A 21,284-nucleotide genomic window follows, 5' to 3' on the forward strand; every position below is an offset into this window, starting at 1 on the left:
CATGACCATCAACACCTCTCGCCGTGGATTTCTGAAAGGTGCCGCTGCTGCCGGTGCCGTGCTGCTGGTCGGTGCCCGCCCCGATGGCGTATTGGCGGCGGCTTCGTCCGAGACCACTCAATTCAACCCATTCGTGAAAATCGACGCGGATGGCACCGTGACGGCCATCGTAAAGCATTTTGAAAAGGGTCAGGGCCCGGCCACCGGCCTGCCGACGCTGATCGCCGAGGAAATCGGCCTGACCATGGATCAGATCGAATATGAATTCGCGCCGTCGGACCCGAATGTCTATAACAACCTGCTGTTCGGCCCGTTCCAGGGCACGGGCGGATCGACCGCGATGGCGAATTCCTGGCTGCAATACCGTCAGGCCGGTGCCGCCGCCCGCGAGATGCTGATCAACGCCGCCGCCCAAAGCTGGGGCGTGGATGCGTCGGGCATCACCATCGAGGAAGGCATGGTCAAGGCCGGTGACAAATCCGCTCCGATTGCGGAGTTCGTGGCGGCCGCTGCGCAGCTAGAAGCGCCGGCCGAGCCGCGCCTCAAAGACCCGTCCGAGTTCCGCCTGATCGGCAACGCAGCCGTGCGCCGCAAGGACTCGGCTATCAAGGGCAACGGTCAAGCGATGTATGCGATGGATGTGCATCTGCCGAACCAGTTGGTCGCGATGATCAAGCGCCCGGAATCCAAGGGCGGAATTGCACTTGGCTTTGATGACAGCGCATCAAAAGAGGTCAAAGGCTATATCAGTGCCGCTGTTCTGCCCAATCAGGCAGGTGTTGCGGTCTATGCAGAAAACACCTGGGCCGCGATCCAGGCCCGCGACGCGCTTGAGGTCGAATGGGACAAGTCGGGCGCTGAGACCCGCGATTCAGATCAGATCAAGTCCGAGATCATGGCCGCGCTGGATGCAGAGCCCACCTACAACGTGAACAAGGCGGATGTTGCAGCGGTTTCAGCAGCCATCGACGGCGCGGATAAGGTGGTTGAAAAGACCTTTTACTTCCCACTGCTGGCCCACGCGCCGATGGAGCCGCTGAACTGCACCATCGAACAAACTGCTGAGGGTGACATCGTTCTGCATGATGGCGCGCAGATGCCGACGGGCCCGCATATGGCCTATCAGCAGATCTTCCAGCTGCCGCCCGAGAAGATCCACATCAAGACCATGCTGGCCGGAGGCTCGTTCGGTCGCCGCGCCACGCCCGATGCGGATTATCAGGTCGAAGCGGCGCTGGCCTTTGTGGTCACAGACCGCTCGCGCCCGGTGAAACTGGTCTGGACGCGCGAGGATGACATTCGCAGCGGTTACTATCGCCCTGCCTTTGGCCATAAAGTCCGCGTGGGTCTGGATGCGGATGGCAATATCGTGGGCTGGCAACATCAGATCGCCGGGCAATCGGTGATAAAAGGCACCGCGTTCGAGGCCGTTCTGGTCCATGACGGCGTCGATCACAGCTCGGTCGAAGGTGTGGCTGACAGCCCCTATGCCATCCCCAGCATGGCCGTTGGCCTGACCGACACGCCCAAGGCGACCACGGTTTTGTGGTGGCGCTCGGTGGGTCATACCCATACGGCCTATGCGATGGAAACCATGATGGACTTGGTGGCCGAAGCCGCAGGTCGTGACCCGGTTGAATTCCGTCTGGCCCACCTCTCCGACAGCGCCAATCCAGATCAGCAACGCAAGGCTGCCGTTCTGAAACTTGCGGCTGAAAAAGCGGGCTGGGGCAATGCGCCTCCTGGCCGTTCGCAAGGAATCGCGGTGCATAAATCCTTTGGGTCTTACGCGGCTGAAGTCGTTGAAATCTCGGGCGATCCGGAAGATGGCATCAAGATCGAAAAGGTCACCTGTGCCGTGGATTGCGGCATCGCGGTGAACCCCGATGTGGTCAAGGCGCAGATGGAAGGCGGCATAGGCTATGGCATCGGCCATGTGATGCGCGACCAGATCACCCTGACCAGCGGCGCGGTCGATCAGTCCAACTTCCCGGATTACGAGCCGCTGCGCATCAGTGATATAGCAGCCATCGACGTGCATATCGTGCCGTCCGCCGAAGCGCCGACTGGCGTGGGCGAACCCGGAACGCCCCCGTCCGCACCGGCGCTGGCAAATGCGATCCACGCGATGTCGGGCATTCTGGTGGCCGAGCATCCGATGGCCGAAAACGGTGTCAGCTTCGCCTGACCCCCTGCCCCGCGCCGCCTGAACCCGGCGCGGGGTTAATTTGATCAAATTTCGTGACAAGGCGCGTCGTGTCGATTAAACCTCGGGAGAACCACAATGATGGAGCCCCCGATGGACCTGAGCGCCTTGCACAGTTTTCGCGTTGCAGCCTGTGACCTGAACGGTCAGTTGCGGGGCAAACGCGTGCCGCCCTCGTATTCCGACAAGCTGGACAAAGGCTCCGTGCGGATGCCGTTCTCGGCGCTGAATGTTGACCTGTGGGGCGCGGATATTGACGGCAGTCCGCTGGTGTTTGAATCCGGTGATGCCGATGGTGTGCTGCTACCCACCGATCGCGGTGCGGTCCCTATGCCTTGGCTTGAGGTGGACACCGCACTGGTGCCGATGTGTCTGTACGACGACCACGGCACCCCCTTCGCCGGAGACCCCCACCACGCGCTGAGCGCTGTACTGAACCGCTATGCCCAGCGCGGTTGGTCCGTGATCGCAGCGACCGAGCTGGAATTCACACTGCTGGATTCATCCGGCACGCAGCCTCGCCCCCCGATAAACCCCTTAACCGGGCGCAGGTTGGTGGATGAGGCCGTGCTGTCCATGGCCGAGATGGACGCGTTCGATGCCTTTTTCACCGAGCTTTACGATGGCTGCGCCGCAATGGGTATTCCCGCCCAGACCGCCATTTCCGAAAGCGGCATTGGTCAGTTCGAGATCAACCTGAACCATCAGGAAGCCATGCGCTGCGCCGATGATACATGGCTTTTCAAGGTGTTGACGCGCGGCCTTGCCCGCAAACACGGGTTCACCGCGACGTTCATGTCCAAACCTTATGCCGATGACGCAGGCAACGGAATGCATGTGCATTTCTCGGTTGTGGACGATCAGGGCCGCAATGTGTTTGACAATGGAGGCCCCGAGGGGACGGACACGCTGCGCTACGCCATTGCAGGCTGTCTGGCGGCGATGCCCGGCAGCACACTGATCTTTGCGCCGCATGGCAATTCCTACACCCGGCTGGTTCCCGGCGCCCACGCGCCCACCGGCGCTAGCTGGGCCTATGAGAACCGCACTGCCGCCCTGCGTATTCCCGGCGGTGCCCCTGCTGCCCGCCGGATTGAACATCGTGTGGCCGGAGGCGACATCAACCCTTACCTCATGCTGGCCGCCGTTCTGGGTGCTGCGATGAACGGGATCAAGGACGCAACCGACCCGCCCGCCCCAATCACCGGCAACGCCTATGATATCGACGGCCTACCCCAACTGGCGGGTGATTGGGAGGCCGCGATCACTGCCTTCGAATCCGATCCCCACGTGGCGCGTATCTTCCCCGCTGATATGATCCGCTTTCTGGCGATGACCAAACGGCAGGAAATCCGCCGCTTCGCCGAGCGCCCCCCAGAAGAGCACTGGCTAAGCTACGTCGAGGCTGTCTGACCCCCCTTGCCCGGCCCCTTTTGGTTCGCTAGAATGAATTTGATCAAATTTGGTGACCTATGAAAATCGGCATCCTTGTAACCGGCCACCCTCCGGATGAGCTGCGTTCAGACTTCGGCACATATGACGGCATGTTCCGTACCTTGCTGGGCGGCAACGGCTTTACGTTTCAGACCTACAACGTGGTGGACGGCCAGTTCCCTGACGGCACAGACTCCGCCGACGGCTGGGTCATCACCGGCTCGCGCCATGGGGCGTATGAGGATCACGCGTGGATCCCCCCGCTGGAAAATCTGATCCGCGCGATCCGCGACAAAGGCCAGCCGCTTATTGGCGTCTGCTTTGGCCACCAGATCATAGCACAGGCGCTGGGCGGAAAGGTTGAAAAGTTCACCGGAGGCTGGGCCGTTGGGCGCACCGACTATGACCTTGATGGCCAGACAGTTACGCTGAATGCGTGGCATCAGGATCAGGTAGTCGCCCTACCCGACAGCGCGCGCGTCACCGGTACCAACGATTTCTGTCGCAACGCCATGGTGGCTTATGGCGACACGATCTGGACCGTACAGGCCCACCCCGAATATGGTGACAGCTTTATCCAGGGCCTGATCGAGACACGCGGCAAGGGCGTGGTCCCCGATGAATTGATGCAAGCGGCCACTGACCGCCTGCCCGCCAATGACGACAACCCCAAAATCGGGCAATTCATGGCGGAGTTTTTGAAGAAAGAGAGGGCCTGATGGCCGACTGGACAGACCAACTGCCGCAGGCAGCCCGCAGCTATTTCGACGGCCACCGACTGGACGAGGTTGAGTGCATCATCTCGGACCTGCCCGGCATCGCGCGCGGCAAGGCGGTACCTGCCTCGAAATTTGCCAAGCAATCCTACTTCCACCTGCCAGACAGCATCTTTTACCAGACCATCACGGGCGACTGGGGCGAGGCCGCGGGTGAGGATGGGTTCATCGAACGGGACATGATCCTGAAGCCCGACTTCACGACCGCCTCCGCCGCGCCGTGGACGGGCGACTGGACTTTGCAAGTGATCCACGACGCTTATGACCGTGATGACAACCCGATCCCGTTCAGCCCGCGGAACGTGCTGAAACGCGTGGTCCAGATGTATCACGACAAAGGCTGGAAACCCGTCGTCGCGCCCGAGATGGAGTTCTTTCTGGTCGCCCCCAATGTGGACCCTGCGCAAAGTATCAAGCCGATGATGGGCCGCTCGGGTCGTCCGGCGGCGGCGCGGCAGGCCTACTCGATGACGGCCGTGGACGAGTTTGGTCCGGTGATCGATGACATCTATGATTTCGCAGAACATCAGGGTTTCGAGATTGACGGCATCACGCAGGAAGGCGGCGCAGGCCAGTTGGAAATCAACCTGCGCCACGGCAACCCGGTCAAGCTGGCCGATGAGGTGTTCTATTTCAAACGCCTGATCCGCGAGGCCGCGCTGCGCCACAATTGTTTTGCCACCTTTATGGCGAAACCGATCGTGGATGAGCCGGGCTCGGCCATGCATATCCACCATTCGATCATCGACATGGAAACAGGGCAGAACATTTTCTCGGGACCGCAAGGGGGCGAAACGGACGCATTCTATCACTTCATCGCCGGGTTGCAGAACCACCTGCCCTCGGGGCTGGCGGTGATGGCGCCCTATGTGAACTCGTATCGCCGCTACGTGAAAGATCACGCCGCCCCGATCAATCTGGAATGGGCACGCGACAACCGCACCACCGGCATCCGCGTGCCTCTGTCGGGGCCCGAGGCGCGCCGGGTCGAAAACCGCATCGCCGGGATGGACTGCAACCCCTATCTGGGCATCGCCCTGTCTCTGGCCTGCGGCTATCTGGGCCTGGTCCAACAGGAACGCCCGCGCCGTCAGTTCTATGGCGACGCTTACGAAGGCGAAGGCGATATCCCTCAGGTTATGGGCAATGCTCTGGACCTGTTCGATGAAGCGACCGCCTTGCATGAGGTTCTGGGCCCCGAATTTGCCCGCGTCTACGGCATCGTCAAACGCGCCGAGTATGAAGAGTTCCTGCAGGTCATCTCTCCGTGGGAGCGTGAGCATCTGCTGCTGAACGTCTGATCCGCGATGAACCTGCTTTATTCCAACGACCGCAAGGCTGAATACCCGGCCAGCTGGTACGCGGCTACGGCCAATTCGATTGACCGCTTTCCTGTTCTTGCAGGCGGTGAAAAAGCCGACGTCTGCGTGGTGGGCGGCGGTTATACCGGCCTGTCCGCCGCGCTGCATCTGGCCAAGGCAGGGTTCAGCGTTGTGCTGCTTGAGGCGCATCGTGTGGGCTTTGGCGCATCAGGCCGCAATGGCGGGCAATTGGGCAGCGCCCAACGGATGGATCAGGAAGATCTTGAGCGGCTGGTTGGCGATGACGACGCCGCCAAGCTGTGGGATCTGGCCGAGGACGCGAAGGCGCTGGTCAAATCCCTGATCGCCAAGCATCATATCGACTGCGACCTGAAACCGGGCGTAGCCGTTCTGGGCCTTTCCGCTGGCGAACAGCAGGAATTGCACGATCACGCGGCGCATCTGTCCGACCGCTATGGCTATGACCAGATGGAACTGCTGGACGAAGGCGCGGGCCATGGTCTGTGCCCCTCGCCCGCCTATCGCGGCGGCTATCTGGACATGGGGGCCGCCCACCTGCATCCGCTGAACTATGCGCTGGGTCTGGCGCAGGCGGCGGCCAAGGCAGGCGTGCGGATATATGAAGGCACCGAGGTGACTGGCATCGAGGAAATCTCACCCGCCATCGTCCACACCGCACAGGGCAAGGTTACGGCGGATCACGTCATTCTGGCCTGTAACGGATATCTGGGGGGCCTGAACAGCAAGGTCGCCGCGCGGGTCATGCCGATCAACAATTTCATTGCTGCCACGGAACCGCTAGGCACCGATGCCGCCCGTGTTTTGACCCGAGACGTGGCGGTGGCCGATACGAAATTCGTGGTGAACTATTTCCGCCTTAGCGCTGACAACCGGCTGCTATTTGGCGGCGGCGAAAGCTATGGCTATCGCTTCCCGGCAGACATTGCCGCCAAGGTCCGCAAACCAATGGTCGAGATTTTTCCACACCTGCGCGACGTCAAAATCGACTACGCCTGGGGCGGCACGCTGGCGATCACCATGCGGCGGATGCCCTATCTGACGCGGGTTGCGCCCAATATCCTGTCCGCCTCGGGCTATTCCGGCCACGGGGTCGGCACCGCAACCCATGCGGGGCAGTTGATGGCACTGGCCATTCAGGGACAGGCCGAAGGGTTCGACACCATGGCGCGCGTCCCTGCCCTGCCCTTCCCTGGAGGCCCCGCCCTGCGCAGCCCTCTTCTGGTGCTGGCGATGACGTGGTTTGCTTTGCGGGATCGGCTGGGGGTGTGATTGCGGATCGATTAATTGAGTTTTAGTAAGCTACCGAAATCGCGTAGCACCCGAAATCCGGCAGACATTCTTCGTCCGTCCGGGTAATTTCTGCCTCGTGTTGCCACACGCGAGAAATCCATCGCAATCCAGAAAGCGCCCCCACGCCCAACTTGCCACTCACAATCTGTCTCAATGGCTTGTTGCAAATAGATACTAGATAAATTCCATGGCTCATGTTTTTGACCCCAACAAGACAACGTGACTTCTGACACATTTCCGGACATATGCCGCAATCCCCACGCATTTTCGGCGTCTAGTTCATCCACTCGAACCGGATGGCCTCGCCGCGCCAGATCGGGGCGCTTGACACCCAGCATCTCTTCCGTTGGCTTGCCGTGGAAGTTGACTTGATCGGTGGTTACTTCCTCACCCTGAGCAAAAGGGGTCTGCGTCCCAGCGCGGGCCGCGTATTCCCATTCCGCCTCAGTGGGCAGGCGATAAACTTCGGCCCCCACTTTCTGGTTGAGCCATTTTGTATATGCAAGCCCGTCCAGATATGACACATCGACGACCGGGTAATTACCACGAATGTCTATGCACGGCCCATCAATGCGCGGTGTGCAAGCACCCGGGATATACCCCCTGCAACCTCCGTCGTTTACACAGGCCATCCACTGGTCATGGGTCACCTCGTTGCGGCCCATTGCGATGGGCATATCGATCGTTACCGGATGAACCGGTCCCTCGTGATGGGCAATATAGGGCTCTTCCGGTGTCGCGAGACGAAACCCCTTTTTGTCCCAATGGAAGTTGCGCTTGGATTCTCCAGGTGGGGCGCCCATCAGGAACTCGCCCACGGGCAACACGATCATCTCGGGGCAGACGTCGCATTCCTGAAACATCTCAAGCGGTGCGACCTCGGTTCCGTCGGACAGGACGTATTGCGCCTGAGCTGGCAGAGCGAGAATGGACAGTGAAAAAGCAAGTCTAGCAAGCATGATGGCAAAAATCCGGACCGTGAAATGCAGTGTTTAGATTGCCCCATTGCCACCCGGATTCCCCGATGGACGCAAGGCGCAATCCGGGGTCGGGACGAAGTTACCCTCTGGATTGCGACAGTTGGGTGAAATTTTGCTGCATGGGCACGTAGGGGCTTGGATTGAAGTTCTTTTAGCTTTATCTTTTCCAAAGATAGAATTTGGGAAAATCAAATATGACGCTTCCTCCTAACGTTCATGACGCCGAACCCATCCCTGCCGCCGCGCGTGAGGCCATCGACGCCCTGATGCAATCGGGCGACCTGTTTCGCTATACCGCGCCGCAGGATGCGCCTGTCGCGCTTCTGGAAAGCGAATTCGCGGCCCTTTTGGGCACGAAATACGCGCTGGCCGTATCGTCCTGCTCGGCCGCTTTGTTTCTGTCGCTCAAGGCATTGGGCCTGCCCCGGGATGCGCGGGTGCTGATCCCCGGATTTACCTTTGCGGCCGTACCGTCTTCGGTCGTGCATGCGGATTGCATTCCGGTTCTGTGCGAAGTGGGCGAGAACTATCGCATCGACATGGCCGATTTCGAGGCCAAGCTGAACAGTGTTCAGGCCGTCATCATCAGCCATATGCGTGGCCATACATCCGACATGGACGCGATCATGGCGCTGTGCAACGCGCGTGACATTCCGGTTGTCGAGGACGCGGCGCATTCGCTGGGCACCACATGGCACGGCAAGAATATCGGCACGATTGGCAAGGTCGGTTGTTTTTCGTTCCAGTCCTACAAGATGATCAACGCGGGCGAAGGTGGCATTCTGATCACCGACGACGCCGATCTGGTGGCGCAGGCCGTGATCATGTCAGGCGCGTATGAGCATAACTGGAAGAAGCACAAAACCCCGCACGGCGACAACTCGCCCGAGTTGGAGCAGGCCTTTGCCCGCTGGCAGAACAAGCTGCCGCTGTATAACCTGCGGATGAGCAACCTCAGCGCCGCCGTGATCCGTCCCCAGATCCCCGAACTGGCGCGGCGCGTCAAGGATGGCTTGACCAATCATGACTATGTGGCCGAGCGTCTGAGTAGCTCTGATTTCATCGACGTCCCTGCGCCCCTGTCACCCGAACGCCGCGCGCCGGATTCGATCCAGTTCAATCTGGTTGGTCTCAGCGATGACGAGATCCGCGCCTTTGCCGAAGCCTCCGAGTCGCGTGGGGTCAAGGTTCAGGTCTTTGGTCAAAGCGAGGATAACGCTCGCGCCTTTTGGAATTGGCAGTTCCTGCCGGAACAGTTTGAACTGCCGCAGACTCGTGACATGCTGATGAAGGCATGTGACGTGCGCCTGCCCGTGCGCCTGACACGTGAGGAACTGGACGTGATCGCCGACATCCTACTGGCTTCGGTTGGTGAAGTAACCGGGCCAGTTCCGGTCTATGGCACCTAACTGCTAGTTCCCTTGAGGACCAACAAGGTCCGACGAGACAAACAGCGCCGTGACTCCTTGCGCGGTCGCGGCCACACGCGACAGAACAGCCGCCACCTTTGGCCCCTGAGGGCCATCCACCAAAAGCGGCGCACCCGAATCCCCCATCATCACGGGGCAAATAGCCACTAAAATTCCTTGCTCTGCGCGGGTTGGCGGGCATGACGGGGTGCGGCTCAGGACATGAGGCCGCACCCCGGGATAGCCCACCAGATAGGATGAGGGCGCAGCGGTTTTCGCTAAAGGCACCGGTGTGATCTGTTGTCCAAGAGGCTCGGTCAGTTCCAGCAGCGCCCAGTCCAGATCCGCGCGCCGGTTGAATGTTGTTGGTCCCTGCCCGGGCGGCAGCCTATATCTCGAAACGTTCGAGACCGCGACCGCTTCTCCTCGCTGATAACCAGCTGCGAACCGTATGCTGGCGGGTGGGATCCAACGGTTGCGTGCCGTGTTGAAAAGGCAATGCGCCGCAGTCAGAACCAAACGCTCTGCCACCAGAGTGCCAGTGCAATGTGATCGTTGGTCCCGACCTGCAAAATTGACCCGCCCGACTGCGCGCCAGGGCACTTGCGTCGCGTCCTGGATCTGTCGTTCACGCACGGCGTCGCAACCGAGTGAGGCCGCGCTGCCCAACCGGCAAACCTCGGACCAATCATCCGAATAAACACCTTGAGACAGCGCAGGGCTTGACCATGCCAATGCGACACCCAAAACAAGCCAGAGCATTACCGGTCGCGTCAATTCAGCTTGGATAGCTTTTGCTGCAGCTCAGCCAGTTGTTTCTTGATTTCGTCCAGATCCTCTTTGGGTTCCGTCGCAGGCTGTTCTTCTTTGTCCGGGCCGGACCAGTTGCCCGAAAGTCCACCGGTCATCGCCTTCAAAAACGCCTGTTGCTGCGCCTGCATCGCTTCGAACCCCGGCATCTGCGACATCGGGTTCATGGCGCTCATGTTTTCCATCATCTTCGACTGGCTTTCGCGCAGCATCTCGAACGAGCTTTGCAGGAACTGAGGCATCATACCCCCGCCCGGCAGCATGTAGCTGCGGACCAGATCGTTTAGCACGTTCACCGGCAGAACGTTTTCGCCCCGGCTTTCGTGTTCCGCAATGATTTGCAACAGATATTGGCGTGTCAGGTCATCACCTGTCTTCAGGTCGATAATCTGCACTTCGCGTCCATCGCGGATGAACACGGCGATATCCTCTAGCGTGACGTAGTCGCTGGTCTCGGTGTTATACAGCCGACGGCTGGCATAGCGTTTGATCAACAACGGTTTTTCTTGTTCTGACACCGTTTACCCTCCCCAAGGATGATGCGTTGCAGCAGAGATTATGCGACTGCAGAACAAAAAGAAAGGGCAGGTCTTTCGACCTGCCCGACGCGATTGCACCAGATGGGAGGATGGGTGCGCCTCGCGGCCTTACTTACTTGGCAGCTGTTGCTTTCTTGGCAGCAGCAGTCACCTCGTTGGTGGCTTTCTTGACAGCAGCAGTTGCGTCTTCTGCAGCGTCTTTACCGGCAGCCATCAGCAGCTCGACAGTTTCGCTCTGAACTTTTTTCGCGATTTCGGCGAAGGCAGCCAGGTTTTCAGCGGCAACTTCGGCCGACGCGCTTGCGAAGTCGGTTGCGGCTTTTGCGTAGTCAGCAGGCTCTGCTTTTGCTTTCGACATCTCGGTCAGTTTGGCCAGAGTGTCTTTGGTCCATTTGTTCGAGATTTCTGCCGATTTCTCTGCAGCTTCCAGAGCAACGCCCGACAGTTTTTCGTTCAGGGTTGCGGTCGACTTGAACGCACCTTCCAGTGCGGTGGTGTCAACGGGAAACGCGCCCATGATGTCTTTCAGAGCAGCGGTGAAGTCTTGTGTCTTAGCCATTGTCCAAATCCTTTTTGCCGAACCGGGCCTGCCCCGGTTTTCATCAGCTTGAGGACAATATGATTGCTGCATCGCAGCATTACAAGAATTTTCTTGCTGCGATGCAGAAAAAACTTCGGGTTCCCTGATAAATCAATCGGTTGCCTTGACCAAAACATAACTTCCGGGTGCCGGACACAAAGACGGATGGTCCGAATCGCCCGGTTCACGCGCTGGGATTTGCTTGCCAGAACGCTTTTTCAACCAAGCTTCCCAAAGAGGCCACCACGATCCCTCATGGAAATCTGCCTCTTTCATCCAATCATCGGCATCTGCCTTTAGATCGGGATTGGTATAGTGTCCGTATTTCTTCTTGCTGGGCGGATTGACAATCCCCGCGATATGGCCGGATTGCGAGACAACAAACGTTTTTGACCGCGAGCCCATCTGCTGCACGCCACGGTAGCAGGCTTTCCATGCCGCGATGTGATCCGTTTCGCATGTTATGGCCATCAATGGCACATCCACATCGCGGATATGCAGCTTATGCCCCAATAGCTCGAACCCATCATTGACGAAATCATTGCTTTGGCAAAGACCCCGAAGGTATTCGATTGCCATTCGACCGGGCAGGTTTGCTCCATCCCCGTTCCAGAACAACAGATCAAAGGCCGGGGGGGTTTCGCCCATCATATAACTACGGATTGCAGGACCATAGATCAGGTCATTGGACCGAAGGAAAGACATCGTCCGCCCAACCACCCAGGCTTTGAGAACACCGTCTTTGCCGACCTGATCCTCGATCCCGTCGACAAAGTCATTCTGGAGGAACGGGGTAAACTCGCCCTGATCTCCGAAGTCGGTCAAGGTGGTGAAGAATGTGGCCGACTTGATCGACTTGTCCCCGCGCTGTTTGAGCAACGACAAGGTCAGGCTAAGCGTCGTTCCCGCAATACAATAGCCTACAGCGTTGACCTGCTTGACCTTGCAGATCTGTTTCACCTGCTCAATCGCGGTCAGATAGCCTTGCTCGATATAGTCGCCCATCCCGATATCCGCGTGGGAGGCGTTCGCGTTCGCCCAACTGACAACGAATAGCGTATAGCCTTGTTCAGTCACCCACTTGATCAGGCTGTTCTGCGCCTTGAGGTCCAGAATGTAGAACTTGTTGATCCAAGGCGGAAAGAGAATAATCGGTGTTTCGAAAACGGTCTCGGTCGCGGGTTTGTACTGGATCAGCTCCATCAAATCATTGCGGTAGACCACCTCACCCGGTGTAGTGGCAATATTGCCTCCAATCTCGAACGCGCTGTCATCGGCCAGACGTACGACCATCTCGCCATTGTTGGCTTCGAGATCTGAGACGAGATTCTCCAGACCTTTAATCAAGGATTGACCTTCGGTCTCAACCGCCTTTTCCAAGGCATCGGGATTTGTGGCCAGAAAATTCGTAGGGGACATCATATCGATGATCTGCTGCGAGAAAAACTGAAGCCGTTGCTTGTCTTTTTCGGGCATATCGTCAACTGATGCGACCGCCTGAGCGATCGCTTGGGCGTTTGTCTGGTATTGCTGACGTACAAAGCGGAAATAGGGGTTTGTGTCCCACATCGGGTTGGAAAACCGCTTGTCCTTCGGGCCGGGTTCCGCAGCATCGGGGTTTCCGGACGCAAGAGCCTGCTGCGCTTCGGCAAAGTTCAGAACTGACTTTCCCCAAAACTCGATCTGATGCTCCAACAGCTTGGCAGGATTTTGCCATGCCTCGGTCATATAGGCCGTTGCTGCTTTTGCAAAAAGATCTTGATTCGGGCCATCTAACGCGGGGGAATGCGCAGTTTTTCCAGCCATGACTTCAACCAGCCGCTTCGACAAAGCTTCGACTTTGTTCATATTTTCTTTAAGCCGCTCAAGGTGTTCCTCGGTCAGCTCTGGCGATCGGTCTTCGGTTGTTGTCATTTTAACAATTCCCCCCTACTATTTTCTGCTATGCAGAATAACGTCGCGGAAACTATAAGGCAAAGCGACGAAAAGTCCTTACGTACAGGCTGACACTCATAGGGGGCCCAATCCATGCGCTACATGATGACCTACGATCTGATGGAAACCATGCGCAATACCAACCAATGGATGGGCGCGACAGCAAGTGCGATGGCTTCGTACCCGCTGTTTGCAATGGTACCCAATCCCGCGTTCAGCATGATGGCTGCCTGGGGCGAAGTGACCGAACGGACATTTCAGCGAATGATTGTCAAACCCGACTGGGGCATTCGCACCTTCACCTGCGAAGATGGTAAGGACCATTTGGTAGACATCGTGCCTGTGTTGGAGCGTCCTTTCGGTGACCTGATCCACATCCGCGTCAACGGACGAAAAGAACAATCTCGCAAGGTTCTGTTGGTTGCGCCCATGTCCGGGCACTACGCCACCCTGTTGCGGTCCACAGTCAAAAGCTTGCTGGTAAATTGCGAAGTGTATGTCACCGATTGGCATAATGCACGCGACATCCCTGTGTCTGAGGGCAAGTTCGATGTCGAGGACTATACGCTATATCTTGTTGATTTCATGAAGGAGCTCGGCCCTGAAACGCATGTAGTTGCCGTCTGCCAACCTGCTCCTTTAACCTTGGCCGCGACAGCCTATTTGGCCGAAGTCGAGCCAAAGGCACAACCCTGCACCCTGACGCTGATCGGCGGACCAGTGGACCCGGATGCAACGCCAACTGACGTCACCGATTTTGGCCGCCGCGTGACCATGGGGCAGTTGGAAGAAACGATGATTCAACGCGTGGGCTTCAAGTACAAAGGCGTCGGGCGTATGGTCTATCCCGGCCTGCTGCAGCTTGCCTCATTCATGTCGATGAATGGGGATCGCCACTCCAAGGCGTTCTCGGACCAAATTCAGCGCGTCATGCGCGGTGAGGCGTCGGACCATGACGCACATAACCGCTTTTACGATGAGTACCTTGCAGTGATGGACATGACGGCCGAGTTCTACCTGTCCACCGTGGAGCGCATCTTTAAGAACGGTGAAATTGCGAAGAACGAATTCATTGTAGCGGGACACAAAGTAGATATCGGCAAGATCACTGACGTAGCAGTTAAAACGGTTGAAGGCGCGAATGACGATATCTCTGCGCCTGGCCAGTGTATCGCAGCGCTTGAACTTTGCACCGGCCTGCCCGCTTCGAAAAAAGCCAGCCACGTCGAGCCCGGCGCTGGCCACTACGGCATCTTCGCAGGGCGAAGCTGGCGCGACAATATTCGTCCGTTGGTTATCGATTTCATGAACGCCAACACGCGCAAGCCTCAACGTCGCCCGGCAAATAAAAACAAGGTCGCCTGACCAAGATGCGTAAGGCAAAGGCAGTGGATACAGCCTTTGCCTGTTCGTGTGGTTGTCTGCGCGGTCATATTACCGCGGCAGGTATAAGGTGTTCGACACATGTCGTTTGCTATTGCAACGACTGCCGCGCGGCCCAGCTGTATTTCAACCAACCCGATCCCGCGCCCGGGCCGGTCGAAGTTCTGCAGATGTTGCCCGAAGAAGTTCGTATCGAAACCGGTGCCGAACATTTGGCATTGATGCAACTCAGCCCAAAAGGAATGCTGCGCTGGTACGCCAGTTGTTGCGATGCCCCATTGGCCACCACGTCGCGCACAGCAAAATTCCCATTCGCAGGATTCATTGTCGCGCGCATGTTGGATACATCCGCCCTCGGCCCTATCACAACACGTGGCTTTGTTCCAAAACCCGGCGGCAAGCAAGAGCATGAAAAGCTGGGATACGCGGCTTTCGGGCTTGTCTCACGGGTACTCAAGTCTCTTTTGACAGGAAGCTGGAAGCACACTCCGTTTTTTGACATCGGCACGGGTGATCCGATCAGAACCCCTGTTATCCTGACCAAGGCTGAACGTTCAGCACTTTATAAGTAAGGCAACCCGACTCTAATATTCAGCCATTCTTCCAGCGCTTGCGTGACTTCTGCGGACGTCTCTAGAGGGGGCAAGTGCCCTGCGTCTTCCATAATCTTCAGTTCGGCGTTAGGGATCATCTCGGCCATGAACCGGTGCCGCTTAACTGGCGTAAGCTGATCATGTGCCCCGCAAATGATCAGTGTCGGCACGTTTATGTGCCTAAGCGCAGGTTGCTGATCCGTGCGCCTCTGCAGCGCCCGCATCTGCCGTTCAAACAGCTCTGGCCCCTGATCCTTTGCCATAGCCATAACCTCGTTCAAAATCGGCACGCGCCCCGGCCCCGGAGCAAGCGTCTCCGTTCCAATCAAGCGCTGCATGACCTCTTCGAACCGGCCTGATTTGGCCCCTACGATCAACTCCTCTCGGTCAGCAGCAATCTGGGGTGTATCGGCCTGTGCGTCGGTAGACATCAGACACAAACGCGTCACCCGGTCAGGAGCCCTACGGACAAGTTCCAAAGCAACGACCCCGCCCATGTTAAACCCGCAGAGCGCAAAGCGATGTGGCAACTGGTCCAACAACCCCGAGACTATTTCCTCGATCCGTTCGCCGCCCGATACTGGGGCAACCGTCACAGCACGAGCACCAGAAATCTGCAAAATCTGGGCGCCGAACAACCTTGCATCACACATAAACCCGGGCAGAAATACCAACGGTTCAATCACACAGGGCCTCCTTGAAATCGACCACTTTGTGTTACGTTTTCCGTAAGATGCGTAGTTTTGTTGAACTGGGCAAGCAAAAGTTCAGGGATAAGCGATCCCCTTGAACGGCGGAAAATCTGCATAGCGTGTGCGCCGTCGATGCTGATTTTCTGCAGGCTCGGCGCCGGGTCGCAACAGGCATCCGCGCGGCGCAATATAACTGTCGATCCGCTTGTGGGGGATCGGCCTCCAGACCAAGTTAAACGCGCAGAGTTTGGGAAAAAACCATATCTCGGAATAGTCCAGATGATCGTGCATCCACCACGCCAGATCCCGCCAGTCCCGGCCTGCGTCATACTGATCAGCAAACCAAGGAATCACGATCGAAGCCCCCGCTATGCGCGCGTCCCCTTCGCCCCGGTCCCAGATGTGGCACTCCAATGGATTGTCGTTGCGCGCGCAATTCAGCCGGTTTTCATTGCCGAACCGGTTCAGCGACGGCGACCGATAGCCCGAGCGTACGGCGACACGCCCAAAGGTTTCCTCTAAAGGATCCAGTAAGGTTTTGCACAGGGCCTGACCTGTTTCTATGGCAAGATTGGGGTTATCTGGAAGGTTTTGTTTTTCATGGAAATTCCCGATCTCGGAATACAGGAAATCGCGCATGTAGAAATGTTTGGACAGTCGCACGCGGCCCAGCGTCTCAAGGCTCCACATGCTGCCCGGTTTGCGCATGGTTATTCGACCCCCAGAGTTTTAAGCCATGCCAGAATACCCGATACGGTCGCATCGGTTTGCCCCGGCGACATCAGGCGTCCGGCTATGACATGCGATGCGGGATCATCCTCGGGGCCCATAGTCACCAGTTCGACCACAGCGGGTCCGCCCCAGGCTTGCGCAACTTTGTGGGTTAGATCAGGGCGCACCACCTGATCGTCATCCGAGAACCAGAATAATGCCGGCACCTGCGCATCCGAAAAATCAAGCGCATAGACCACATCCACCAATACAGTCATGGGAACCACTGCTTCCCAAGGATAGGACGCGGACCAATAGGTGTTCTTTTCTTCGTCTGGCCCCGAGACATCTCGGGTTTCACCCATCAACAGAGGCAACCAGCTTCGAGCCCATGGCAGACCAGGAACCCAAGCCCCGGGCGCATTCACACCGAAATTCGGTGACACGAATACCATCCCCGCTACATCCTGGCTTAACTCAGGGTTTAAGGCTGCTGCTGCTGCAAGTGTCCCGCCAGTTGAGGTTGAGATCACTACAACCTTTTCTCCAACGGCGCGGGCTGCGGCCAATCCTTCGGCGACATCCTGCATCCAACCCGAGGCCGTGCCCTCAGCCATTGCTTCGCCACTGCGGCCATGACCTTGAAGCCGCGTGTAAACCAGATTGGCCCCAAGCGCATCGGCCACCATATCAGGGACCGGGCGGATTTCCTCGGATGAAGCTGAAAACCCATGGAGATACAAAATGGAAACAGGTGTGCGCTGCTCTTTGAAACCGTCCTGCCAGATCACGCGCTTTTCGACACCGGGTACGATATCGTCATATGCCGATTCTGTGCTTTCGAAATAGACCTGAACACCTTCCCCGAATTTGCGCGACTCGAATGTGGGGTTGAGTTCCACCGGTTCGCGTGGACCAAACCAATAGGTCCCGACACCTACTGCGACTAATAGCAGACCAGTCCAAACCAATGCGCGCTTCATTGTGATGGCATCACGTCAAGTACCGCCTGTTCGATCAGTTCAAGACAAGGGCCATCCGAAAACCGATGGTCGGCGTCTTTGACCAGCAATAGCCTCATATCCGGCCCGTCGGCGTGCTCCAACAGACGAACGGCAGTTTCAGTGGACACGGCGGTATCCGCAGTGCCTTGCAAAAACCGAACTGGGAAGGGCAAATTCAGCGGTGCGCGCAAGACCAGCCTTTGCCGTCCGTCCTCAATCATCCGCTTGGTAATGACGTAAGGCTCCATGTAGTCCGAGGGCAACTCCACATGCCCCACCGTCTCCAGCGCTGCTTTCTGCGCGTCACTGAACGAGGCCCAATACCCATCCTCGGTGAAATCGGGCGCGGCTGCGATGGTGACCATCCCGGCCATCCGCTCGGGCAGCGCCTTTGCCAGCAGCAGCGCCTGCCAGCCGCCCATGGAGGATCCCACAACGATCAGTGGCCCCTCGGTCAGCGCCTCAACCGCCGCGACCGTATCCTCATGCCAGTCTCCAATGCAGCCCTCTTCGAACGTGCTGGAACTTTCCCCGTGCCCGGAGTAATCGAACCGCAAAAATGCCTGTCCGCGCGCCTTCGCCCATGCTTCAAGATGCACCGCCTTAGTGCCTTCCATATCCGACTTCAGCCCGCCAAGAAAAACGACCGTGGGCCCCGACCCCTCACTTTTGTTATACGCCAATCGCCGCCCCTTCGCGGTCTCCAGAAATTCAGCCTCTGCCATAAAACCCTCTTTGCTTTGTCAACATCATGCACGTCCCAACCCCAACCGCAATTCCCCGATCCGACCTTCATCTGGCTAAAAATATCCCGGGGTGCGCGAGGGGCAGCGTCCCTCGCTCCCGCACTTGACACAATCCCCACCACCTGCCAAAGCAGCCAGACGCAAATAACCCGCAACCGGGCGTTCTCAGACCTCGCGCCAGCGAAACCCCCACAAATATAGATAAAACCTCTTTAATAACAGGTTCTTGCTTGCATCAGCAAGCCGCTTCACTGCCCCTGCCCGACCCACTCGACCCCTGTTAATATCACGCTATGCCAGTGACGTATCAGTGACGATGGGCTGGCGGGCATGCGGCGGCGCTGATAGGTATAGGAAGTCGGGGGGCGCTCCAACGCCCACCCGACTAACACGACCGAACTACTTAAGGACACGGCCATGCCGAAGAATACATCTGACTTTCTGACATCTGTTGCAAGTCTCGTCGATCAGGACGATCGCGACCCGCGCGAGGTTGTTGCGGACCTGATGCAGGCTGCACTCGACACGGGCATCCGCAAGGAACTGCGCGCCAGTGTTGCGTTTGCCCTAGAACAGGCGAGCGGCACCGCACCCAAGGAATTGACTGATCTGGCCTGCCGCCGTCTGAAACCCGGTCGGCGTCTCTCGGACCCGCAATACGCGGGCCTGACGCTTGTCGCCACCACACGGGGAAAGCGTTGGATATACCGCAGCCAGAAAGGCAAGCGGCAGCGTCAGGTGACCCTCGGGCATTATCCCGCCATGAGCCTTGCCGAGGCACGAGAGGTGTGGGCCCAACCCATCACCAAGGTCGCCGACAAGCGGTCTGAAACGACACTGGACGAACTGACCGAAGCCTACATAGTGGCCATGAAGATGCGCGGCACAAAGTCGTGGCGGCGGTCGCAGAACATCCTCACCAAGAACGTCCTGCCCAACCATGGCGGAATGCGCCTCGGCGCGCTAGACGTGGAAGCCCTGAACGCGACGTTTGCCCACCTGATAGACGAAAAACCCGGTGCGGCGCACAACATCCGCATGGCAATGGCAAGCATGTTCAAGTGGGCCAGCGAGAAGAAAATGATGCCCGCAGGCGTACCGGTCCCGCAGTTAGACAAGACCCCAAAATCACAGATCAAGGACTACCGCCCGTCGATGTCCGAACTGCGCACGATGGCCCGTGGCCTCGACGCGCTGCAAGACATCGACCGGGACATCATGCGCCTGCAACTGCTGTCGGGCACCCGCATCAGCGAGGCGCTGGGCGCTGAGTGGTCAGAGATTGATCTCGAACATGGGCGATGGACTATTCCCGCCCAGCGCATGAAGGCCAAGAAAGAACATCTGGTTATGCTCTCGGCGCAGGCGGTCGAATTGCTGCGTAACCAGCCCACGCGTGACGGACGTGTTTTTGGTCGTCGTGGTCGCAAGACGGTTTCGCTGAACTGGGCGCGGCAGCGCGACAAGTTGGGCCTGCCTACTGACTACACCAGCCACGCCAACCGTAAGGCGCTGCTAAGCTGGGTCGCCGAGCACGGCGGCGGCAAGGACATTCGCGACCGCCTGTCCGCCCACAGCCCCGACACCAGCGAGGCGGACGCGCATTACCAACTATCCGAGTTGAACCGACCCGCCGCCGAGTGGTGGCAGAAATGGGCGGACTTCCTCGACGGCCTCACAGCCGAGAACGTGGTGCAGTTGTCGGAGGGACGCGCATGAGCAGTAAGCGTTCTGTTGTCTGCACCAAGACACGACTAGACCCGACACACACCTACATCATCGACCTATACGAAATACCCCTCGACGACCCGGAGGCGCTGCGCGAGATGCTCGAGCGCATGCACGCAAACATCATCGACATGACCGAGAAGGCGGCACTGCCCAAGCGCGCCTCTGAGGCTGCCGCACAGGCCCGCAAGAAAGAGTTAGACGAAATGTGTGCAATCGTGGACGCGCGCCTCGGATTGCCGGAAAAGGACGCGCTGGATGAGGTGGCTGTGACATTCAACCTGTCAGACCGAATGCAGCAACGCCTCACGCGCTACATAAAGGCTCGCCGATTGGGTGCATCACCAGAGACGGCGAAATGGGCCAGCGCAAAGGGGAACTGGCAACAGTTCTCGAAAGTCCTCAAGAAACTGAAATAAAAATGCGGCGCTTCCACGGAAGCGCCGTTTTATTTTGTTGCCGGGTCAAGTTTTATGCACAGAATGCGGTGTCATCACTGTTTTGTAAGAGGTGACATCAATGCCGAAAAAGACCGGTCGCCGGGGCGTCCCGGCGCGTGACAAAGCCCGCTCACTCCATCCCATGGCCGACTGTACCGTAATCGAAGCGGCGGCGCTGATCCGGTGCAATCCGTCCACCATCTACCGTCTCATCAACCGCGGTGAAATCTCGGCTTACAGCCGCAACGGCCTCACCCTTATAGAGGGCGAGAGCATCGTGGCCATGAAAGAGCGCCACCGCATCAAGCCGGGTGACATGCCCGAAACAAACGACCCGGACGCCGCGCCCAAGTGGAACGCGGCATGAGCGCCCCCATCCCTACTCCCAACCAATCATCGGACCTGTCGGTGAAGGAAACCTGCCGCGAGTTGCAAGTATCACCGTCGACTGTCTGGCGCTGGCTCGATTCCGGTGAACTGAGCGGCTACAAGTCGGGCCGTGTCACGCGCATCGACCGGGCGAGCATCGACGCCTTCAAGGCGCGCAACCGCATCCAGCCGTCGGAGGCTAGCGATGTCGCCTGACAAAGACATCACTCTGCGCATCAAGGCCGTGAACACGTCCGCAACGCCCACAATGATCGGGTCTATGCGCTGCGCACATTTGAGCAGACCCCACGGCTTC

The 21,284-nt window shown here is 58.2% G+C and carries 21 protein-coding genes; 12 read left to right on the forward strand and 9 right to left on the reverse strand.

The features are described 5' to 3' along the window. The first annotated feature begins 1 nt into the window (after position 1). From ABWV79_RS03025 to ABWV79_RS03045, 5 genes are all read left to right on the forward strand, one after another. Positions 2-2,188 (forward strand): xanthine dehydrogenase family protein molybdopterin-binding subunit, encoded by a 2,187-nt coding sequence (locus ABWV79_RS03025; RefSeq protein ID WP_353390357.1) that lies wholly within the window; start codon positions 2-4, stop codon positions 2,186-2,188. Positions 2,189-2,299: 111 nt separating this feature from the next. Next, positions 2,300-3,619, forward strand: a complete 1,320-nt coding sequence (locus ABWV79_RS03030; RefSeq protein ID WP_353390792.1) for a glutamine synthetase family protein — start codon at positions 2,300-2,302, stop codon at positions 3,617-3,619. Between the two features lie 59 nt (positions 3,620-3,678). Further along, on the forward strand, positions 3,679-4,359 hold the full coding sequence (locus ABWV79_RS03035; RefSeq protein WP_353390358.1) for a type 1 glutamine amidotransferase: 681 nt from the start codon (positions 3,679-3,681) through the stop codon (positions 4,357-4,359). Then, on the forward strand, positions 4,359-5,717 hold the full coding sequence (locus ABWV79_RS03040; RefSeq protein ID WP_353390359.1) for a glutamine synthetase family protein: 1,359 nt from the start codon (positions 4,359-4,361) through the stop codon (positions 5,715-5,717). Before ABWV79_RS03035 ends, ABWV79_RS03040 begins: the two co-directional genes overlap by 1 nt. A 6-nt stretch (positions 5,718-5,723) precedes the next feature. Further along, complete coding sequence (locus ABWV79_RS03045; RefSeq protein ID WP_353390360.1) at positions 5,724-7,028, forward strand: NAD(P)/FAD-dependent oxidoreductase; 1,305 nt, start codon at positions 5,724-5,726, stop codon at positions 7,026-7,028. An 11-nt stretch (positions 7,029-7,039) separates the two neighbouring features. Here the strand turns inward: ABWV79_RS03045 and ABWV79_RS03050 are convergent, their stop codons facing one another. Then, on the reverse strand, positions 7,040-8,008 hold the full coding sequence (locus tag ABWV79_RS03050) for a formylglycine-generating enzyme family protein (RefSeq protein ID WP_353390361.1): 969 nt from the start codon (positions 8,006-8,008) through the stop codon (positions 7,040-7,042). A 215-nt stretch (positions 8,009-8,223) separates the two neighbouring features. Between ABWV79_RS03050 and ABWV79_RS03055 the strand changes: the two genes are divergently transcribed. Then, the gene (locus ABWV79_RS03055; protein ID WP_353390362.1) at positions 8,224-9,438 is read left to right on the forward strand and encodes a DegT/DnrJ/EryC1/StrS family aminotransferase; all 1,215 of its coding nucleotides are present in this window, start codon (positions 8,224-8,226) and stop codon (positions 9,436-9,438) included. Positions 9,439-9,441: 3 nt separating this feature from the next. Here ABWV79_RS03055 and ABWV79_RS03060 read toward each other — a convergent pair whose 3' ends face one another. From ABWV79_RS03060 to ABWV79_RS03075, 4 genes are all read right to left on the reverse strand, one after another. Further along, entirely contained in the window at positions 9,442-10,200 is a 759-nt protein-coding gene (locus ABWV79_RS03060; protein ID WP_353390363.1) for a trypsin-like serine peptidase, read from the reverse strand. Positions 10,201-10,211: 11 nt separating this feature from the next. Then, positions 10,212-10,766: a polyhydroxyalkanoate synthesis repressor PhaR gene (phaR, locus tag ABWV79_RS03065; protein ID WP_353390364.1), complete on the reverse strand. Its 555-nt coding sequence runs from the start codon at positions 10,764-10,766 to the stop codon at positions 10,212-10,214. Positions 10,767-10,899: 133 nt separating this feature from the next. Next, the gene (locus ABWV79_RS03070; protein WP_353390365.1) at positions 10,900-11,346 is read right to left on the reverse strand and encodes a phasin family protein; all 447 of its coding nucleotides are present in this window, start codon (positions 11,344-11,346) and stop codon (positions 10,900-10,902) included. 132 nt (positions 11,347-11,478) lie between these two features. Beyond that, the gene (locus ABWV79_RS03075) at positions 11,479-13,281 is read right to left on the reverse strand and encodes a PHA/PHB synthase family protein (protein ID WP_170354600.1); all 1,803 of its coding nucleotides are present in this window, start codon (positions 13,279-13,281) and stop codon (positions 11,479-11,481) included. Positions 13,282-13,395: 114 nt separating this feature from the next. Here ABWV79_RS03075 and phaZ point away from each other — a divergent pair, with 114 nt between their 5' ends. Then, positions 13,396-14,667 (forward strand): polyhydroxyalkanoate depolymerase, encoded by a 1,272-nt coding sequence (phaZ, locus tag ABWV79_RS03080; protein ID WP_353390366.1) that lies wholly within the window; start codon positions 13,396-13,398, stop codon positions 14,665-14,667. A gap of 5 nt (positions 14,668-14,672) precedes the next feature. Beyond that, positions 14,673-15,257 (forward strand): DUF6151 family protein, encoded by a 585-nt coding sequence (locus ABWV79_RS03085; protein WP_353390367.1) that lies wholly within the window; start codon positions 14,673-14,675, stop codon positions 15,255-15,257. On the opposite strand, the gene ABWV79_RS03090 is transcribed toward ABWV79_RS03085, so the two are convergent. The 4 genes from ABWV79_RS03090 to ABWV79_RS03105 form a co-directional block, all read right to left on the reverse strand. Further along, positions 15,248-15,964, reverse strand: a complete 717-nt coding sequence (locus ABWV79_RS03090) for an alpha/beta fold hydrolase (protein WP_353390368.1) — start codon at positions 15,962-15,964, stop codon at positions 15,248-15,250. The genes ABWV79_RS03085 and ABWV79_RS03090 overlap by 10 nt on opposite strands. 81 nt (positions 15,965-16,045) lie before the next feature. Then, entirely contained in the window at positions 16,046-16,660 is a 615-nt protein-coding gene (locus ABWV79_RS03095) for a hypothetical protein (RefSeq protein ID WP_353390794.1), read from the reverse strand. 20 nt (positions 16,661-16,680) lie between these two features. Beyond that, complete coding sequence (locus tag ABWV79_RS03100; protein ID WP_353390369.1) at positions 16,681-17,664, reverse strand: alpha/beta hydrolase; 984 nt, start codon at positions 17,662-17,664, stop codon at positions 16,681-16,683. Next, positions 17,661-18,410, reverse strand: a complete 750-nt coding sequence (locus tag ABWV79_RS03105; RefSeq protein ID WP_353390371.1) for an alpha/beta fold hydrolase — start codon at positions 18,408-18,410, stop codon at positions 17,661-17,663. The genes ABWV79_RS03100 and ABWV79_RS03105 overlap by 4 nt, the downstream gene beginning before the upstream one ends. A gap of 438 nt (positions 18,411-18,848) precedes the next feature. Here ABWV79_RS03105 and ABWV79_RS03110 point away from each other — a divergent pair, with 438 nt between their 5' ends. The 4 genes from ABWV79_RS03110 (at position 18,849) to ABWV79_RS03125 (ending at position 21,184) form a co-directional block, all read left to right on the forward strand. Continuing rightward, entirely contained in the window at positions 18,849-20,150 is a 1,302-nt protein-coding gene (locus ABWV79_RS03110) for a tyrosine-type recombinase/integrase (RefSeq protein ID WP_353390372.1), read from the forward strand. Continuing rightward, positions 20,147-20,578, forward strand: a complete 432-nt coding sequence (locus tag ABWV79_RS03115; protein ID WP_353390373.1) for a hypothetical protein — start codon at positions 20,147-20,149, stop codon at positions 20,576-20,578. Before ABWV79_RS03110 ends, ABWV79_RS03115 begins: the two co-directional genes overlap by 4 nt. Positions 20,579-20,678: 100 nt before the next feature. Next, a complete protein-coding gene (locus tag ABWV79_RS03120; RefSeq protein ID WP_353390375.1) occupies positions 20,679-20,966 on the forward strand; it encodes a helix-turn-helix domain-containing protein in 288 nt (95 codons plus the stop codon). Beyond that, the gene (locus ABWV79_RS03125) at positions 20,963-21,184 is read left to right on the forward strand and encodes a helix-turn-helix domain-containing protein (RefSeq protein ID WP_353390376.1); all 222 of its coding nucleotides are present in this window, start codon (positions 20,963-20,965) and stop codon (positions 21,182-21,184) included. Before ABWV79_RS03120 ends, ABWV79_RS03125 begins: the two co-directional genes overlap by 4 nt. Positions 21,185-21,284 lie beyond the last annotated feature (100 nt).

Source organism: Ruegeria sp. HU-ET01832 (assembly GCF_040371315.1).
Lineage (GTDB): Bacteria > Pseudomonadota > Alphaproteobacteria > Rhodobacterales > Rhodobacteraceae > Ruegeria > Ruegeria lacuscaerulensis_A.

Coding starts and splice junctions, on each gene's coding strand:
- ABWV79_RS03025 (WP_353390357.1), top strand. CDS start 2: ATGACCATCAACACCTCTCGCCGTGGATTTCTGAAAGGTGCCGCTGCT.
- ABWV79_RS03030 (WP_353390792.1), top strand. CDS start 2,300: ATGGACCTGAGCGCCTTGCACAGTTTTCGCGTTGCAGCCTGTGACCTG.
- ABWV79_RS03035 (WP_353390358.1), top strand. CDS start 3,679: ATGAAAATCGGCATCCTTGTAACCGGCCACCCTCCGGATGAGCTGCGT.
- ABWV79_RS03040 (WP_353390359.1), top strand. CDS start 4,359: ATGGCCGACTGGACAGACCAACTGCCGCAGGCAGCCCGCAGCTATTTC.
- ABWV79_RS03045 (WP_353390360.1), top strand. CDS start 5,724: ATGAACCTGCTTTATTCCAACGACCGCAAGGCTGAATACCCGGCCAGC.
- ABWV79_RS03050 (WP_353390361.1), bottom strand. CDS start 8,008: ATGCTTGCTAGACTTGCTTTTTCACTGTCCATTCTCGCTCTGCCAGCT.
- ABWV79_RS03055 (WP_353390362.1), top strand. CDS start 8,224: ATGACGCTTCCTCCTAACGTTCATGACGCCGAACCCATCCCTGCCGCC.
- ABWV79_RS03060 (WP_353390363.1), bottom strand. CDS start 10,200: ATGCTCTGGCTTGTTTTGGGTGTCGCATTGGCATGGTCAAGCCCTGCG.
- ABWV79_RS03070 (WP_353390365.1), bottom strand. CDS start 11,346: ATGGCTAAGACACAAGACTTCACCGCTGCTCTGAAAGACATCATGGGC.
- ABWV79_RS03075 (WP_170354600.1), bottom strand. CDS start 13,281: ATGACAACAACCGAAGACCGATCGCCAGAGCTGACCGAGGAACACCTT.
- phaZ (WP_353390366.1), top strand. CDS start 13,396: ATGCGCTACATGATGACCTACGATCTGATGGAAACCATGCGCAATACC.
- ABWV79_RS03085 (WP_353390367.1), top strand. CDS start 14,673: ATGCGTAAGGCAAAGGCAGTGGATACAGCCTTTGCCTGTTCGTGTGGT.
- ABWV79_RS03095 (WP_353390794.1), bottom strand. CDS start 16,660: ATGTGGAGCCTTGAGACGCTGGGCCGCGTGCGACTGTCCAAACATTTC.
- ABWV79_RS03100 (WP_353390369.1), bottom strand. CDS start 17,664: ATGAAGCGCGCATTGGTTTGGACTGGTCTGCTATTAGTCGCAGTAGGT.
- ABWV79_RS03105 (WP_353390371.1), bottom strand. CDS start 18,410: ATGGCAGAGGCTGAATTTCTGGAGACCGCGAAGGGGCGGCGATTGGCG.
- ABWV79_RS03110 (WP_353390372.1), top strand. CDS start 18,849: ATGCCGAAGAATACATCTGACTTTCTGACATCTGTTGCAAGTCTCGTC.
- ABWV79_RS03115 (WP_353390373.1), top strand. CDS start 20,147: ATGAGCAGTAAGCGTTCTGTTGTCTGCACCAAGACACGACTAGACCCG.
- ABWV79_RS03120 (WP_353390375.1), top strand. CDS start 20,679: ATGCCGAAAAAGACCGGTCGCCGGGGCGTCCCGGCGCGTGACAAAGCC.
- ABWV79_RS03125 (WP_353390376.1), top strand. CDS start 20,963: ATGAGCGCCCCCATCCCTACTCCCAACCAATCATCGGACCTGTCGGTG.